Origin of the sequence: Pseudomonas sp. CFBP 13602, assembly GCF_014842725.1 — a bacterium.
GTDB lineage: Bacteria > Pseudomonadota > Gammaproteobacteria > Pseudomonadales > Pseudomonadaceae > Aquipseudomonas > Aquipseudomonas baltica.
Genome location: NZ_JACYVT010000007.1, coordinates 48,421 through 62,475 on the forward strand (window position 1 = coordinate 48,421; position 14,055 = coordinate 62,475).

A 14,055-nucleotide genomic window follows, 5' to 3' on the forward strand; every position below is an offset into this window, starting at 1 on the left:
TTGCCTATTTCTTGCGACCTCGAGGCTAAACCAAGCGCGATGCTGCGAGCTCGTCGAACCGGGCAATCATTGCCGCGAACCCGGAAGGTACTGACCTGGCGATCAGATGAGGATGGATGACACACTCATCCGGTGATAGTGGCGAAGTTCGCCGACCACCTCGCGCCCAAAGGTGCGCGCCAGCAGGCTTTGCTCATCCACTCTGAAATCATCCAGGTGGTCTTCGAATGCTGCCAAAGCGCGCATCAGTTCGATCAGTACAGGGACATCGGTCGCAGCGGCTGCGCGAACTGCCGAGCCTGAGGTCAGCACGCGCAAGAGATCGAAGTGGAGGTGCCCTGCACAATGTCGGTATTCGAGAGGCTAAGGCCTTCATCGAGCCAGCCGGTGACACCACCGATCATTTCCTTCACCGCATAACCGAGCTGAGCTATTCGTGCAGCTGCCCGGTGCACACCGTTACAGTGAGGGCCGGCACAGGCTGCAACATGCACGCATGACTCAGGCTCGCTCGCTGCTTGAGAGCACAGTTCTCAATACCGAGCAAATCGCCGAGCGATGCGGATTCGCCTCGGTGGAAAGCTTCAGGGTGGCCTTTCGCAAGGCAGTCGGGCTTGCGCCATCACTCTATCGAGACGGTTTTGGCCAGCGTTGAATCAGGAGCACAACCAGCACCCCTGCCGCTCGCCCTGCTGTCGGTATAACGGCTCGTGTGAAAATGAAGACAAAAAAAAGCCACCTTCGAGAAGTGGCTTTCTTGTCTGATTTTACTCAGGAATAAATGGTCGGGACGGAGTGATTCGAACACTCGACCCCTTGCACCCCATGCAAGTGCGCTACCGGGCTGCGCTACGCCCCGACCGAGCGTAAAGCTGTTCCAGAACCTCTGAGAACGTCGAGGAATATACCTTAAGCATTTGAATTATGGAAGTATTCTTTTCCAGAAATTCACTTCTTGAGGACACTCAGCACATCTTCGAGCTCGGAGATCGTCTGGCGGATCAGTTGCTTGTACTGCGTAGTGTCATCCTTGGCCTCGTCGCCGGACAGGCGCAGACGCGCGCCGCCGATGGTGAAGCCCTGGTCATACAGCAGCGCGCGGATCTGGCGAATCATCAGCACATCCTGGCGCTGGTAATACCGACGGTTTCCGCGACGCTTCACGGGGTTGAGCTGAGGAAACTCCTGCTCCCAATACCGCAGCACATGTGGCTTGACGGCACACAAGTCGCTGACTTCACCAATGGTGAAGTAGCGCTTGCCGGGAATGGGCGGGAGTTCGTCGTTATGACTTGGTTCCAGCATAGGCCTCAACTCGGGCTTTCAACTTCTGCCCTGGACGAAAGGTGACCACGCGGCGAGCCGTGATCGGGATTTCTTCACCGGTTTTCGGATTGCGGCCAGGCCGCTGGCGTTTGTCCCGAAGGTCGAAATTGCCGAAACCGGACAATTTGACCTGCTCGTTGTCTTCAAGAGCGTGCCTGATTTCTTCGAAGAAAAGCTCGACCAATTCCTTGGCCTCTCGTTTGTTCAGGCCCAACTCTTCATAAAGACGTTCCGCCATTTCAGCTTTCGTCAAAGCCCCCATGCGCTACTTCCTTAACGTGGCGTTCAACCTTTGTTCGAGCGAGGTGAGGATTGTTTGAGTCGTGGCATTCACCTCATCGTCATTAAGAGTGCGCGATGGATGCTGCCAGGTCAAGCCAACAGCCAGGCTTTTTCTATGAGGATCAATGCCTTTACCCTGGTAGACGTCAAACAGCCTGAGGTCCGTGAGCCATTCCCCTGCATTCTCGCGAATGACCGCGAGCACTGCACTGGCAGCCACATCACGATCGGCCAGCAGTGCCAGGTCGCGGCGCACTTCGGGGAAGCGCGACAACTCCTGGAACTTCGGCAGACGGCCTTCGGACACCTGCGCAAGCACCAGCTCGAAAACGAAGACAGCGCGATCCAGACCCAGCGACTTCACCAGTTCCGGGTGCAATGCGCCCAGATAACCGACCAGCTGACCCTCGCGCTCGATGCGCGCGGTCTGGCCCGGATGCAGAGCAGGATGCTGCCCCGGAACGAAGGTGAAGGCATCCAGCGCACCGGCGAAGCCAAGCACGGCTTCCACGTCGGCCTTGACGTCGAAGAAGTCCACCGTCTCGCGACCCTGCGCCCAGCCTTCGGGCAGACGACTGCCGCAGACCACGCCAGCCAGCATGGGCTCTTGTTTCAAGCCATCGAGCTGACCGACAAAACGCAGGCCGCTCTCGAACAGGCGTACGCGATCCTGCTGGCGATTGAGGTTGTACTGCAGAGCCTTGACCAGGCCTGGCCACAGCGACGAGCGCATGGCCGCCATGTCGGCCGAGATCGGGTTGGCCAGCAGCAGCGGCTCGACGCCGGGGCTGAACAGTTCGAACAGCTTGGGATCGATGAAGCTGTAGGTGATAGCCTCCTGGTAACCACGTGCAACCAACAGGCGGCGCAAGGCCGGCAGGTCGGAACGTGCCTCCGGGGCGGCCTGCGGCGCCAGCCGCGCTTGCGGGTAGCGCACGGGCAGGCGGTTGTAGCCATAGAGCCGTGCCAGCTCTTCGATCAGATCGACTTCCAGGCTGATATCGAAGCGATGGCTCGGCACCTCCACGGACCACTGCCCTTCCCCGCCGGCCGTGACACCCAGGCCCAAGCCGGTCAGCAACCCTTCAATTTCGCTGGCGCCCATTTCCAGGCCCAGCATCTGGCTGACCCGATCGGCTCGCAAGGTGATCGGCGCAATCTGCGGAAGATGCTCCTGGCTGACGTGTTCGACGATCGGACCCGGTTCGCCGCCGGCGATTTCCAGCAACAGTGCGGTCGCACGCTCCATGGCTTCACGGGCCAGATTCGAATCGACACCGCGCTCGAAACGGTGCGACGCATCGGTGTGCAGCCCGTACGAGCGGGCCTTGCCGGCCACCGAGATCGGTTCGAAAAACGCCGCCTCGAGGAACACGTCGCGGGTCCTGGCGGTCACGCCGCTGTTCTCGCCACCCATCACGCCAGCGATGCCCAGCAGGCGCGCGTGGTCGGCAATGACCAGCGTGTCGCCGCGCAGTGCTACTTCCTGACCGTCGAGCAGGGTGATCTTCTCGCCCTCCTCGGCCATGCGCACGCGGATGCCGCCGTCGATTTCGGCAAGGTCGTAGGCATGCATCGGCTGGCCCAGCTCGATCATCACGTAGTTGGTGATGTCTACCGCGGCATCGATGCTGCGCACTTCGCTGCGACGCAGACGCTCGACTATCCATAACGGAGTGGCCCTGGACAGGTCGACGTTGCGCACCACTCGGCCGAGGAAGCGCGGACAGGCGGCAGGCGCCAACACCTCCACTGCCAGCACGTCTTCGCTGACCGGGGCTACCGCAGCGATGACCGGACGGGTCACTGGGGCTGCATACAGCGCGCCCACTTCCCGCGCCAGGCCCGCCAGCGACAGGCAGTCGCCGCGGTTGGGCGTCAGGTCGACCTCGATGCTGGCATCGTCCAAGCCCAGGTAAACCCGGAAATCCTCACCCGCAGGGGCATCGGCCGGCAGCTCCATCAGGCCGTCGTTGCCCTCGCCGACCTGCAGCTCGGACTGCGAGCAGAGCATGCCGTTGGACTCGACGCCGCGCAGCTTGGCTTTCTTGATCTTGAAATCGCCCGGCAACTGGGCGCCGATCTTGGCGAACGGAATCTTCAGGCCGGGGCGCACGTTTGGCGCACCGCAAACCACCTGAAAGGTTTCGCTGCCATCGCTGACCTGACACACACGCAGTTTGTCGGCGTCCGGGTGTTGCTCCGTGGCAAGCACTTCACCCACCACCACGCCGCTGAACTCACCTGCGGCCAGGGTCACACTGTCCACTTCCAGACCTGCCATCGACAGACGTGCAACCAGCTCGTCTCGCGAGGCCTGCGGGCTTACCCAGCCGCGCAGCCATTGTTCACTGAATTTCATCCTGCTCTCCTGAAAGATTCGTTACGGCTAGCGAAATTGCGCGAGGAACCGCAAGTCGTTGTCGAAGAACAGGCGCAAGTCGTTGACGCCGTAACGCAGCATGGCCAGACGTTCTGCGCCCATGCCGAAAGCAAAACCCTGGAACTCTTCGGGGTCGATACCCGACATGCGCAGCACGTTCGGGTGCACCATGCCGCAGCCCAGCACTTCCAGCCAGCCGGTCTGCTTGCAGACCCGGCAGCCCTTGCCGCTGCACATCACGCATTGGATATCGACTTCAGCCGAAGGCTCGGTGAAGGGGAAGAACGAGGGCCGGAAGCGTACTGCCAGCTCTTTTTCGAAGAACACGCGCAGGAATTCCTCGATGGTGCCTTTCAGGTCCGCGAAGTTGATGTCCCGGTCGATCAGCAACCCCTCGACCTGATGAAACATCGGCGAGTGGGTGATATCCGAGTCGCAGCGATAGACCCGTCCCGGGCAGACGACCCGAATCGGCGGCTTTTGCGACTCCATGGTCCGCGCCTGCACCGGTGAGGTGTGGGTACGCAGCAACATGTTGGCATTGAAATAGAAGGTGTCATGCATCGCACGGGCCGGGTGATGGCCTGGGATGTTGAGCGCTTCGAAGTTGTGGTAGTCGTCTTCCACCTCGGGGCCTTCGGCGATGCCGTAGCCTATGTGGGTGAAAAACTGCTCGATACGCTCCAGCGTCCGGGTAACCGGATGCAGGCCGCCAGTGGTCTGGCCACGGCCAGGCAAGGTGACGTCGATCTGCTCGGCGGCGAGCTTGGCGCTCAGTTCGGCTTCTTCGAATGCCGTCTTGCGCGCATTGAGGACATCTGTGACACGTTCCTTGGCTTCGTTGATCAGCGCGCCCACCTTGGGCCGCTCATCGGCAGGCATGTTGCCCAAGGTCTTCATCACCTGGGTCAGTTCGCCTTTCTTGCCAAGGAATTGAACCCGGATCTGCTCCAGGGCATTGATGTCTTCAGCGTGTTGCACGGCCTCCAAAGCTTGAGAGACCAGCGCATCCAGGTTTTCCATGTACAGACTCCAGATACGAAATAGGGGAAGAGCTTGAAGGCTCTTCCCCTATTCATGACGTTTAACACCCAAGCCCGCCGACGGCAGGCTGGAGTGATTGTCGGGGTACTTAGGCCAGCGAGGCTTTAGCTTTCTCGACAATCGCAGCAAACGCCGCTTTTTCGTTCACTGCCAGATCAGCCAGAACCTTACGGTCGATCTCGATGGACGCTTTCTTCAGGCCAGCAATGAAACGGCTGTAGGACAGACCGTTTACACGAGCACCGGCGTTGATACGAGCGATCCACAGGGCGCGGAACTGACGTTTTTTCTGACGACGGTCACGGTAGGCGTATTGGCCTGCCTTGATTACCGCTTGCTTGGCAACACGGAATACGCGCGAACGAGCGCCGTAGTAGCCTTTAGCCAGTTTCAGAATTTTCTTGTGACGCTTACGGGCAATGACGCCACGCTTAACACGAGCCATGAGTTAGTCCTCTATCTTTGACCGAAATTAACGAAGGCGCAGCATGCGCTCGACTTTTGCCACGTCAGACGGATGCAGCAAGCTGCTACCGCGCAGTTGACGCTTACGCTTGGTCGACATTTTGGTCAGGATGTGGCTCTTGAAAGCGTGCTTGTGCTTGATGCCGTTAGCGGTTTTCAAGAACCGCTTAGCTGCACCACTTTTGGTTTTCATCTTTGGCATGTTCGGGTACTCCACATTCAATTGATAAACATAACCGCAAGGCCTGCCGTGCCCTGGTGGTTACTTCTTTTTCTTGGGGGCGATGACCATGATCAGCTGGCGTCCTTCCATCTTCGGATGCTGTTCGACGGAACCGTATTCGAGCAGGTCACCTTCGACCCGCTTCAACAGCTCCATACCCAGCTCCTGATGCGCCATCTCACGGCCGCGGAATCGCAAGGATACCTTGGCCCTGTCCCCATCACTCAGGAAACGTACCAGGTTGCGGAGTTTTACCTGGTAATCCCCTTCTTCCGTCCCTGGACGAAACTTGATTTCTTTAACCTGAATCTGTTTCTGGTTCTTCTTCGCTGCGGCAACCTGCTTCTTCTTCTCGAAGATCGATTTGCCGTAGTCCATCACCCGGCATACGGGCGGGATGGCGTCAGCGGAGATTTCCACCAGATCCAGCTTCGATTCTTCAGCGATACGAAGCGCTTCATCGATAGAGACGATGCCAATCTGCTCGCCGTCAGCGCCAATTAACCGAACCTCGCGTGCCGAGATATTCTCGTTGATCGGGGCTTTCGGTGCAGCTCGTTTATCTTGTCTCATTTCACGCTTAATAATAATTACTCCGAATCTGGGCGACCACGCCGGGAAACCGCTTGTGCAAGGTACTCGGTGAATTGCGCGATGGGCATGGAGCCCAGGTCAGCGCCTTCACGGGTACGCACAGCGACAGTTTGCGTTTCAACTTCCTTGTCCCCGATGACCAGGAGATAAGGAACCTTGAGCAAAGTATGCTCACGGATTTTAAAGCCGATCTTTTCATTTCTCAAGTCGGACTTGGCACGAAACCCGCTTTCCGTCAGATTTTTTTCGACAAGCTGTACAAAATCGGCTTGTTTATCAGTGATATTCATCACCACTGCCTGTGTCGGCGCCAGCCAGGCCGGGAATGCGCCCTCGTAGTGCTCGATCAGGATCCCGACGAATCGCTCGAACGAACCCAGGATCGCCCGGTGCAGCATCACGGGATGCTTGCGACCGTTGTCTTCGGTGACGTATTCGGCGCCCAGGCGGATCGGCAGGTTGAAATCGAGCTGCAGTGTACCGCATTGCCAGACGCGACCCAGACAATCCTTCAACGAGAATTCGATCTTGGGGCCGTAGAAGGCGCCCTCGCCCGGCTGCAGATCGTAGGGAAGCCCGGCCGCGTCGAGTGCGGCAGCCAGGGCTGACTCGGCGCGATCCCACAGCTCGTCGGAACCGACACGCTTTTCAGGACGCGTCGACAGCTTGAGCTGGATGTCCTTGAAGCCGAAGTCGGCGTAGACGTCCATGGTCAGCTTGATGAAGGCCGCCGACTCGGACTGCATCTGCTCTTCGGTGCAGAAGATGTGCGCATCGTCCTGCACGAAGCCACGCACGCGCATGATGCCGTGCAGCGCGCCCGAAGGCTCGTTGCGATGGCAGGCACCGAACTCGGCCAGGCGCAGCGGCAACTCGCGGTAGCTTTTCAAGCCCTGGTTGAACACCTGCACATGGCACGGGCAGTTCATCGGCTTGATGGCGTAGTCGCGGTTTTCCGACTCGGTGGTGAACATGTTCTCGGCGTAGTTGGCCCAGTGCCCTGATTTCTCCCAGAGGCTGCGGTCGACTACCTGGGGCGTCTTGATTTCCAGGTAGCCGTTCTGCTGCTGGATCTTGCGCATGTACTGCTCGAGCACCTGGTACACGGTCCAGCCGTTGGGGTGCCAGAAGACCATGCCCGGAGCTTCTTCCTGGAGATGGAACAGGCCCAGGCGCTTGCCGATCTTGCGGTGATCGCGCTTCTCGGCTTCCTCGATGCGCTTGACGTAGGCCGCCAGCTGCTTCTTGTCGGCCCACGCGGTGCCATAGACGCGCTGCAGCTGCTCGTTCTTGGCATCGCCGCGCCAGTAGGCGCCCGACAGCTTGGTGAGCTTGAAGGATTTCAGGAAACGCGTGTTCGGCACGTGCGGACCACGGCACATGTCGACGTATTCTTCGTGATAGTACAGGCCCATGGCCTGCTCATCCGGCATGTCTTCGACCAGACGCAGCTTGTAGTCCTCACCGCGAGCGGTGAACACGTCGATGACTTCGGCACGCGGCGTGACCTTCTTGACCACGTCGTATTCGGTGTCGATCAGTTGCTGCATGCGCTGCTCGATCGCCGCCATGTCGTCTGGCGTGAAAGGCCGCTCGTAGGCGATGTCGTAGTAGAAGCCTTCTTCGATGACCGGACCGATCACCATGCGGGCAGTGGGGTACAGCTGCTTGACCGCATGGCCGACGAGGTGGGCGCAGGAGTGACGAATGATCTCCAGCCCCTCTTCGTCCTTTGGCGTGATGATCTGCAAGGTAGCGTCGGCGGTGATCAGGTCACAGGCATCGACCAGCTGGCCGTTGACCTTGCCGGCAACGGTGGCCTTGGCCAGACCGGCGCCGATGGACGCGGCGACCTCGGCGACGGAAACCGGGTGATCGAACGAACGCTGACTGCCGTCGGGAAGAGTAATGGTGGGCATGGCGCCTCCTCTCCTAGTGGTGACCCCTACCAAAGGTCACATGGGTTGGGATGAGCCAGTACGCGATTCGCCCGGTATGCCCGCCTTACATTGGCAGGAGCCTTGCGGCCGACCGGAGCACGAACCAGAGTGACTGGAGCAATCGAAAAAGGTGAATCCCGCGCCTCGGCGCCTACTCAAGGCAGTGCCGAACGCAGGGCCGAACATCCTAGCACAGAAGATGCGTCGACTTGCTGCGTCATATGCACGATACGGCAACTGGGCCCGTCGCTGAACTTGCTGCCCTCTTCACCCCTCAGATGACATGAGTCAAAACCGCCTGAGAACAAGGAGCTATTCATTATGGGTCTCAAACGACTTCTTCCCCTGAGTGCCTGCCTGGCCCTGGTGCTTCCATTCGCGGCCCAGGCTGCCGCGCTGTCCGCCGATGCCAAGGCCGAATATACCGCGCAGTGCCAGGCCGCAGCCGTGCAGCAAGGCGTGGACGCCGCCAAGGCGCAGGCGCACTGCAGCTGTGGCGCGAAAGTGATCGAGGAGAAATTCAGCAAGGCCGAGATCGACCAGCTCACCAACAAGCAGGTCGAACCGCCAATGGCGCTGCGCCAGAAGCTGATGAAGGAAGTGCTGGTTTGCAATAACCAGTAGCGCTTTCAGCAGCACCGCAGGACGGCCCCGAGAGACGCCAACGGCGCTACTGGGGGTCGACGGCTGCGGTCAATCGAATCAAGTGCGACTTGATGCGGTTTTTTTTTAAAACATTTTTCAGCTGCAAACCTCAATGAAATAAGGGGCTTAGCAGTTTTGGACAGGCCAATTTGCGACAACTTTGGTTCTTGCGCCAATCAAAGGGGGTTCACAGTCCAGGTTTTGGACTATGATAGGCCCCGTGTGCCCAGTTGGCCTGAGCAGCACAGCACTACTGAATATTATGTTTCTTGGAGATTCACCATGTCTAATCGCCAGACCGGCACCGTAAAATGGTTCAACGATGAGAAAGGCTTCGGCTTCATCACTCCTTCAGGTGGCGGTGACGACCTGTTCGTACACTTCAAAGCTATCGAATCCGACGGTTTCAAAAGCCTGAAAGAAGGCCAGACCGTTTCGTTCGTGGCTGAGAAAGGCCAAAAGGGCATGCAAGCTGCTCAAGTTCGCCCAGAGTAATCTCGGCAACTGAAAAAAACCCGTCCATGTGACGGGTTTTTTTTCGCCTGCGATTCGTGTCGAGTGCGACGATCACTCAGCCACAGTTGACACGGGTGATCTGGCCGCTGTCATCGGCGTTGAGGTTGAGACGGTCGGAACGGTATTCCAGGGTCACCATGTCGTGCGGGCGCAGGACGCGGGCGACCTGTGCGCCTGCCTTGACCCTCGCCTGCTCGAGCAGGTCTGCGGAAACCGGCTTGCCAACGGTGTAGCGTGCGCCGTCAGCGTTGCAGCGCCCATCGAATGCAGGGGCGGCAGCGGCAGACTGTCCGGTCGAGGTTCCGGATGTAGAACAGCCAGTTACAGCCAGGGCTGCCATCAGGATCAACAAGGTCTTGCGCGGGAAAGGCATGCAGCCTCCTCTTTTCAGTGGGTTTTTCTGGTAGGTAAGGTTGTGCGACCGCCTCTGGCCGATTTGGTTGCACATTGGCCTAGTCTGCCCGAGCGCATCGTTACGCGGTGTCAGAGAAATCGTCACTGGATGTGTGTCTGCGGATCAGTACAAGTCAATGTAGTCGGATAGGGGCATGGGCCAGTGTGTCTGCAGGGCCGTGTGAATCTGCTTCACCCAGGTGGCGTCGGATGCCGCAGCAGCGCCAACGTAACCGGATCCGGCGGCCCAGGTTTCCAGACGGAAGCACAGGCCCTGGATATCCGTGCCGCCGACCGCCTCGGTGGAGAGGAAGGCGATGCCGTCGCGGGTCACGCGCAGCTGGGTGTGGATGGCCGGATTGCCCGAGGCGATCAGCGCACGGACCGCATCCAGGGTGAGTGAGTCGCTTTGCTTGAGGTCGATGTGCACATGAGCCTCCATGCCGAAGATTTGACCGAAGTTTGACACGCGCCCTGCCATCTGCCCAAGGGCCGGTGTAAAGCGTTGGCGAAAATGCTTTACTTGGCCACGTGGAGCGAACGTCGTTCGCTCGTGACCGTTGGCGAGAGCAACATGGCAAACGTATCAATCAAGGCGGACATCAAGGTCCAGTGGCCTCAGGGCCAGAGCTCCTTCAGCCCCGGTACGCCCGAGGAGCTGGCGATCATCGGCGTCGACGTGCTGGTCAAGGCACTGGGCACCGATGCGGCGCGCAGCTTCGTCATGCAGGTGTTCGAGCGTTACGCCCACGAACACGTGGCAGCGACGGGCAATACCGTGGCGCATCCCTTGAAGAACGTGCCCACGCCATAGCCCGTGACGCACCGGCGCTTCGGCCGGTCAGGGCAGACGCTGCAGGCGTTGGGTCAGCAGATCGAAAAAGCCCTGTGCATTCCCCTCGTTCACCCAGAACACGTTGGCCGGCTGGTCGAGCGTACCGTACCAGTCGGCCACGGTCTGGCCGAAGCTCGGGCCTTCCCGGCTGTCGATGGTCAGGTTGACCTTGCGCCCGCTGAACAGCTCCGGCGCCAGCAGATAGGCAATCACGCTGGCATCGTGAACCGGGCCACCGGGCAGTCCGTAGTGCTCCATGTCGGCCTTGACGTACGCCTGCAGGATATCCACCACCCGCGGCCCGGCCTTGTTCTGCAAGGCAGCCAACTGCTGCAGGCGCGCCGGGCTGGTCAGAACCTTGTGGGTGACATCCAGTGGCACGTAGGTGAGCTTGACGCCGCTGGCCAGTACCACCTGGGCGGCGTGAGGGTCTGCGAACAGGTTGAACTCGGCCACCGGGGTGATATTGCCGCCATTGAAGTGCGCGCCCCCCATGACGATCACTTCCTTGATGCCCTGGGTGATGCCGGGCGCCTGGATCAATGCCAGCGCCAGGTTGGTCTGTGGCCCCAACATTGCCAGGGTGATGCTGTGGGGTTCGGCATTGCTCAGGGTGTCGATCAAATACTGCACCGCGTTGCCCTCGGCCAGCCCTTTGCTCGGCTCATGCACGGCGATACCAGGCACGCCCTCCTCGCCATGCACGTTGGCGGCATAGATCGGCTCGCGGACCAGCGGCTTGGGTGCACCGGCATAGACCGGCACATCTTCGCGACCCGCCCACTCACGGGCCAGGCGTGCGTTTCGCGAGGTCTTGTCGAGGCGCACGTTGCCGGCCACGGTCGTGAGGGCGCGGACGTTGATCTCCTCGGGCGAAGCCAGGGCCAGCAGCAAGGCGACGACATCGTCGGCGCCGGGGTCGGTGTCGATGATCAGATCGATCTTGTCGGCCGCCGTGGCGGCAGCGCTGGTCAGCAGGGCCATCAATGAAAATCCTCGAAGCAGGGTCAGCAGGGAACGTTGCATGTTGCACTCCTTGTGCTCAGTGGTAAGTCTAGAAAGTGACGCCCGCCAACAGGGCGATATTGCTGTAGGGCTGGCATTCGCCAGTGCGCACGATGGCGCGAGCGTTCCGCGACAGCTCCTTGAACCGCGCATGGCTGACCGACTGGCGCACACCGAGGGCGCCCTGCTCGTGCAACTGCTGGATTCGCGCCGACGCCGGCGGCAGCACCTGCAGCATCTCCTCGGCGATAACGTGGCTTTCCACCTGCATTTCGCTGAGCAGCACGTCCAGCGTGCTGATGAAGCTAGGAATGCCTGGCGTCAAGGCCAGATCGATCAAGGGCACGCCCGGGGGTACCGGCAAACCGGCATCGCCGATCACGACGATATCGCCATGGCCAAGGGACGCAACCAGTTGCGAAAGCGATATGTTCAACAAGGCGGTCTTTTTCACGATGCAACCTGCTCCACTTGCGCCAGGGTCGGGATGGAAGGCTGGGCGCCGGCGCGAGTGACCGACAGTGCAGCGGCGGCCTGGCCGAACGCAATGGCCTGTGACTCGTCCAGGCCTCTGGCCAGCGCCGCGGCAAAGCCACCGACGAACGTATCGCCGGCCGCCGTGGTATCCACCGCCTGCACCTTGCGTCCAGGATAATGCCGGGGCTGCGCGCCGCCGGCAAACAGCAGGCCCTGCTCACCCAGGGTGATGAGCACCTTGCCGGCGCCGGCCTGGCGCAGAAGACTGGCCGCCTGCTCTGCCTCGGCCACCGAGCTGACGCTCAGGCCGGTGAGCGCCTGAGTTTCGGTTTCGTTGGGGATCAAATAATCGACCCAGCCCAGCCATTGCTGCGGTAACGGCCCGCTGACCGGCGCCGGATTGAGAATGACCGTCTTGCCAGCCTGGTGAGCGCGCTGCAAGGCGAAAGCCACCACCGCATGAGGAATTTCCAGCTGGCACACCACCACATCGGCGGCCAGCAGCAGGCGGTCGAAACGCTCGATGTCGGCGCATTCGAGCTGGCCATTGCCGCCCGCCACGATGACGATCGCATTCTGGCTGTTGGCATCGACCACGATCATCGCGATCCCGGTCGCTACCGCTTCAGCCACCCGTACGCCCTGGCAGTCGATGCCTTCATCGGCCAACGCCTGGCGCAGCGCCTGGCCATAGGCGTCGGCGCCGACGCAGCCGATCATCGCCACTTGCCCGCCCAGCCGCGCGGCAGCGACCGCCTGGTTGGCGCCCTTGCCGCCCGGCACGGTCGCGAAGGACTGGCCCAGCAGGGTTTCTCCCGCCTGCGGCAAACGCTCGGCCTGTGCCACCAGGTCCATGTTCAGACTGCCTATTACCAATACGTTTGCTTGCATCATCTACCACTCTCAGCGCAATTCATGGGAAAGACCGGCGTATCGCGCCGTGGACTCGCGCACCACGATCTGTGGCGCGATGACGTGTTGCGTCGCAGCCGCACCGGCCGCTCCGGCGATGCGCGCCAGAAGCCGCTCGGCAGCCACTTCACCCAATTCGCCGATGCGCTGGCCGACGGTGGTCAGGGCCGGGTACACATAGCGACTGAGCTGGATATCGTCGAAACCGATGACCGACAGCTGTTCGGGCACGCGGACGCCGCGCTCGGCGGCCGCGCGCAGCACGCCCAGGCCGATCATGTCGTTGGCCGCAAAGATCGCCGTGGGCACCGGCCCCGCGAGCAGCTCGACTGCCGCACGGTAGCCACCCGGACTGGTGAAATCGCTGTGCAGGACATGCTCGGGCGCGGGCTGCACGGCGTACTCGGCGAGCGCACGACGATAGCCGTCCAGGCGCAGCTGCGCCACGTGGGTATGTTGCGGGCCACTGATGCAGGCGATGGCGCGATGGCCCAGTTCGAGCAGATGCCGGGTGGCCAGGTAGCCACCCTGTTCGTGATCGATGCACACCAGGTCGGCTGCCACCTGCTGCAGGCCGCGGTCGACGATGACCATGGGCGTGCGCACCGCCGCGAGCATGTCGGTCAGCGCGGCATCGCCACCCACCGAGGCGAATACGATACCGTCGACGCGCTTCTCCAGCAGCACGCGCAGGTAGTTGCGCTGCTTCTGCGGGTCGTCGTCGCAGTTGCAGAGGATCACGCAGTAGCCGTTGCGCTCGCAGCAGTCTTCGATACCACGCGCCAGCTCGGCGAAATACGGGTTGACGCTGTTGGGCACCAACAAGCCGATGGTCGCAGTGCTGCGCGCTTTCAAGGAGCGCGCCACCGCACTGGGAACGTAGTTGAGCTCGGCGATCGCCGACTCGACCTTGCGCCGCACGTGCGCGCTGACCGGCCGGCTGTTGTTCACGACGTGCGAGACGGTGGTGTAGGAGATACCGGCTCGCGCCGCCACGTCCTTGATGGTCGCCATG

The 14,055-nt window shown here is 60.9% G+C and carries 18 protein-coding genes, 1 tRNA gene and 1 pseudogene; 4 read left to right on the forward strand and 16 right to left on the reverse strand.

Annotated elements, in window-relative coordinates:
* Positions 1-102 precede the first annotated feature (102 nt).
* Positions 103-318, reverse strand: a complete 216-nt coding sequence (locus IFU31_RS15365; RefSeq protein ID WP_192103599.1) for a hypothetical protein — start codon at positions 316-318, stop codon at positions 103-105.
* Positions 319-481: 163 nt separating this feature from the next.
* Here IFU31_RS15365 and IFU31_RS15370 point away from each other — a divergent pair.
* A pseudogene (locus IFU31_RS15370) lies at positions 482-655 on the forward strand (helix-turn-helix domain-containing protein); the annotation flags it as partial.
* Positions 656-782: 127 nt separating this feature from the next.
* Here IFU31_RS15370 and IFU31_RS15375 read toward each other — a convergent pair.
* From IFU31_RS15375 to thrS, 9 genes are all read right to left on the reverse strand, one after another.
* A tRNA-Pro gene (locus IFU31_RS15375) sits at positions 783-859 on the reverse strand.
* 89 nt (positions 860-948) lie between these two features.
* On the reverse strand, positions 949-1,305 hold the full coding sequence (locus IFU31_RS15380; protein ID WP_043188397.1) for a MerR family transcriptional regulator: 357 nt from the start codon (positions 1,303-1,305) through the stop codon (positions 949-951).
* Positions 1,286-1,588: an integration host factor subunit alpha gene (gene ihfA / locus IFU31_RS15385; protein ID WP_002553164.1), complete on the reverse strand. Its 303-nt coding sequence runs from the start codon at positions 1,586-1,588 to the stop codon at positions 1,286-1,288. The genes IFU31_RS15380 and ihfA overlap by 20 nt, the downstream gene beginning before the upstream one ends.
* A gap of 3 nt (positions 1,589-1,591) precedes the next feature.
* Entirely contained in the window at positions 1,592-3,970 is a 2,379-nt protein-coding gene (gene pheT / locus IFU31_RS15390; protein ID WP_192103601.1) for a phenylalanine--tRNA ligase subunit beta, read from the reverse strand.
* 27 nt (positions 3,971-3,997) lie between these two features.
* The gene (pheS, locus tag IFU31_RS15395) at positions 3,998-5,014 is read right to left on the reverse strand and encodes a phenylalanine--tRNA ligase subunit alpha (RefSeq protein ID WP_192057378.1); all 1,017 of its coding nucleotides are present in this window, start codon (positions 5,012-5,014) and stop codon (positions 3,998-4,000) included.
* A gap of 109 nt (positions 5,015-5,123) precedes the next feature.
* On the reverse strand, positions 5,124-5,480 hold the full coding sequence (gene rplT / locus IFU31_RS15400) for a 50S ribosomal protein L20 (protein WP_043188388.1): 357 nt from the start codon (positions 5,478-5,480) through the stop codon (positions 5,124-5,126).
* Positions 5,481-5,507: 27 nt separating this feature from the next.
* Positions 5,508-5,702 carry a 50S ribosomal protein L35 gene (gene rpmI / locus IFU31_RS15405; protein ID WP_002553160.1) on the reverse strand — a complete coding sequence of 65 codons (195 nt, stop codon included), beginning with the start codon at positions 5,700-5,702 and terminating at the stop codon, positions 5,508-5,510.
* 60 nt (positions 5,703-5,762) lie between these two features.
* A complete protein-coding gene (gene infC / locus IFU31_RS15410) occupies positions 5,763-6,314 on the reverse strand; it encodes a translation initiation factor IF-3 (RefSeq protein WP_172979313.1) in 552 nt (183 codons plus the stop codon).
* On the reverse strand, positions 6,314-8,236 hold the full coding sequence (gene thrS, locus IFU31_RS15415) for a threonine--tRNA ligase (RefSeq protein WP_122478723.1): 1,923 nt from the start codon (positions 8,234-8,236) through the stop codon (positions 6,314-6,316). The genes infC and thrS overlap by 1 nt, the downstream gene beginning before the upstream one ends.
* A gap of 342 nt (positions 8,237-8,578) precedes the next feature.
* Here thrS and IFU31_RS15420 point away from each other — a divergent pair, with 342 nt between their 5' ends.
* Positions 8,579-8,881, forward strand: a complete 303-nt coding sequence (locus tag IFU31_RS15420; RefSeq protein ID WP_122478725.1) for a hypothetical protein — start codon at positions 8,579-8,581, stop codon at positions 8,879-8,881.
* Positions 8,882-9,184: 303 nt separating this feature from the next.
* On the forward strand, positions 9,185-9,397 hold the full coding sequence (locus tag IFU31_RS15425) for a cold-shock protein (RefSeq protein ID WP_122478726.1): 213 nt from the start codon (positions 9,185-9,187) through the stop codon (positions 9,395-9,397).
* 76 nt (positions 9,398-9,473) lie between these two features.
* Here IFU31_RS15425 and IFU31_RS15430 read toward each other — a convergent pair whose 3' ends face one another.
* Both IFU31_RS15430 and IFU31_RS15435 read right to left on the reverse strand, forming a co-directional pair.
* Positions 9,474-9,791 (reverse strand): I78 family peptidase inhibitor, encoded by a 318-nt coding sequence (locus IFU31_RS15430; protein ID WP_122478728.1) that lies wholly within the window; start codon positions 9,789-9,791, stop codon positions 9,474-9,476.
* 144 nt (positions 9,792-9,935) lie between these two features.
* The gene (locus IFU31_RS15435; protein ID WP_192054203.1) at positions 9,936-10,241 is read right to left on the reverse strand and encodes a hypothetical protein; all 306 of its coding nucleotides are present in this window, start codon (positions 10,239-10,241) and stop codon (positions 9,936-9,938) included.
* 144 nt (positions 10,242-10,385) lie between these two features.
* On the opposite strand from IFU31_RS15435, the gene IFU31_RS15440 reads away from it, so the two are divergent.
* Entirely contained in the window at positions 10,386-10,625 is a 240-nt protein-coding gene (locus IFU31_RS15440) for a hypothetical protein (protein ID WP_122479686.1), read from the forward strand.
* Between the two features lie 27 nt (positions 10,626-10,652).
* On the opposite strand, the gene IFU31_RS15445 is transcribed toward IFU31_RS15440, so the two are convergent.
* The 4 genes from IFU31_RS15445 to IFU31_RS15460 are packed head-to-tail and all read right to left on the reverse strand — an operon-like array spanning position 10,653 to position 14,054.
* Complete coding sequence (locus tag IFU31_RS15445; protein WP_192103603.1) at positions 10,653-11,672, reverse strand: nucleoside hydrolase; 1,020 nt, start codon at positions 11,670-11,672, stop codon at positions 10,653-10,655.
* A gap of 28 nt (positions 11,673-11,700) precedes the next feature.
* On the reverse strand, positions 11,701-12,105 hold the full coding sequence (gene rbsD / locus IFU31_RS15450) for a D-ribose pyranase (protein ID WP_192054199.1): 405 nt from the start codon (positions 12,103-12,105) through the stop codon (positions 11,701-11,703).
* A complete protein-coding gene (gene rbsK, locus IFU31_RS15455) occupies positions 12,102-13,019 on the reverse strand; it encodes a ribokinase (RefSeq protein WP_192103858.1) in 918 nt (305 codons plus the stop codon). Before rbsK ends, rbsD begins: the two co-directional genes overlap by 4 nt.
* Before the next feature lie 12 nt (positions 13,020-13,031).
* The gene (locus tag IFU31_RS15460) at positions 13,032-14,054 is read right to left on the reverse strand and encodes a LacI family DNA-binding transcriptional regulator (RefSeq protein ID WP_122478736.1); all 1,023 of its coding nucleotides are present in this window, start codon (positions 14,052-14,054) and stop codon (positions 13,032-13,034) included.
* Position 14,055: the final 1 nt, after the last annotated feature.

What these genes read in the sequence shown, in the direction of transcription:
- IFU31_RS15460 (WP_122478736.1), bottom strand. Translation starts at nt 14,054, where the DNA reads ATGGCGACCATCAAGGACGTGGCGGCGCGAGCCGGTATCTCCTACACC.
- thrS (WP_122478723.1), bottom strand. Translation starts at nt 8,236, where the DNA reads ATGCCCACCATTACTCTTCCCGACGGCAGTCAGCGTTCGTTCGATCAC.
- rbsK (WP_192103858.1), bottom strand. Translation starts at nt 13,019, where the DNA reads ATGCAAGCAAACGTATTGGTAATAGGCAGTCTGAACATGGACCTGGTG.
- pheS (WP_192057378.1), bottom strand. Translation starts at nt 5,014, where the DNA reads ATGGAAAACCTGGATGCGCTGGTCTCTCAAGCTTTGGAGGCCGTGCAA.
- IFU31_RS15380 (WP_043188397.1), bottom strand. Translation starts at nt 1,305, where the DNA reads ATGCTGGAACCAAGTCATAACGACGAACTCCCGCCCATTCCCGGCAAG.
- ihfA (WP_002553164.1), bottom strand. Translation starts at nt 1,588, where the DNA reads ATGGGGGCTTTGACGAAAGCTGAAATGGCGGAACGTCTTTATGAAGAG.
- rplT (WP_043188388.1), bottom strand. Translation starts at nt 5,480, where the DNA reads ATGGCTCGTGTTAAGCGTGGCGTCATTGCCCGTAAGCGTCACAAGAAA.
- IFU31_RS15425 (WP_122478726.1), top strand. Translation starts at nt 9,185, where the DNA reads ATGTCTAATCGCCAGACCGGCACCGTAAAATGGTTCAACGATGAGAAA.
- IFU31_RS15430 (WP_122478728.1), bottom strand. Translation starts at nt 9,791, where the DNA reads ATGCCTTTCCCGCGCAAGACCTTGTTGATCCTGATGGCAGCCCTGGCT.
- IFU31_RS15445 (WP_192103603.1), bottom strand. Translation starts at nt 11,672, where the DNA reads ATGCAACGTTCCCTGCTGACCCTGCTTCGAGGATTTTCATTGATGGCC.
- IFU31_RS15440 (WP_122479686.1), top strand. Translation starts at nt 10,386, where the DNA reads ATGGCAAACGTATCAATCAAGGCGGACATCAAGGTCCAGTGGCCTCAG.
- rpmI (WP_002553160.1), bottom strand. Translation starts at nt 5,702, where the DNA reads ATGCCAAAGATGAAAACCAAAAGTGGTGCAGCTAAGCGGTTCTTGAAA.
- IFU31_RS15420 (WP_122478725.1), top strand. Translation starts at nt 8,579, where the DNA reads ATGGGTCTCAAACGACTTCTTCCCCTGAGTGCCTGCCTGGCCCTGGTG.
- pheT (WP_192103601.1), bottom strand. Translation starts at nt 3,970, where the DNA reads ATGAAATTCAGTGAACAATGGCTGCGCGGCTGGGTAAGCCCGCAGGCC.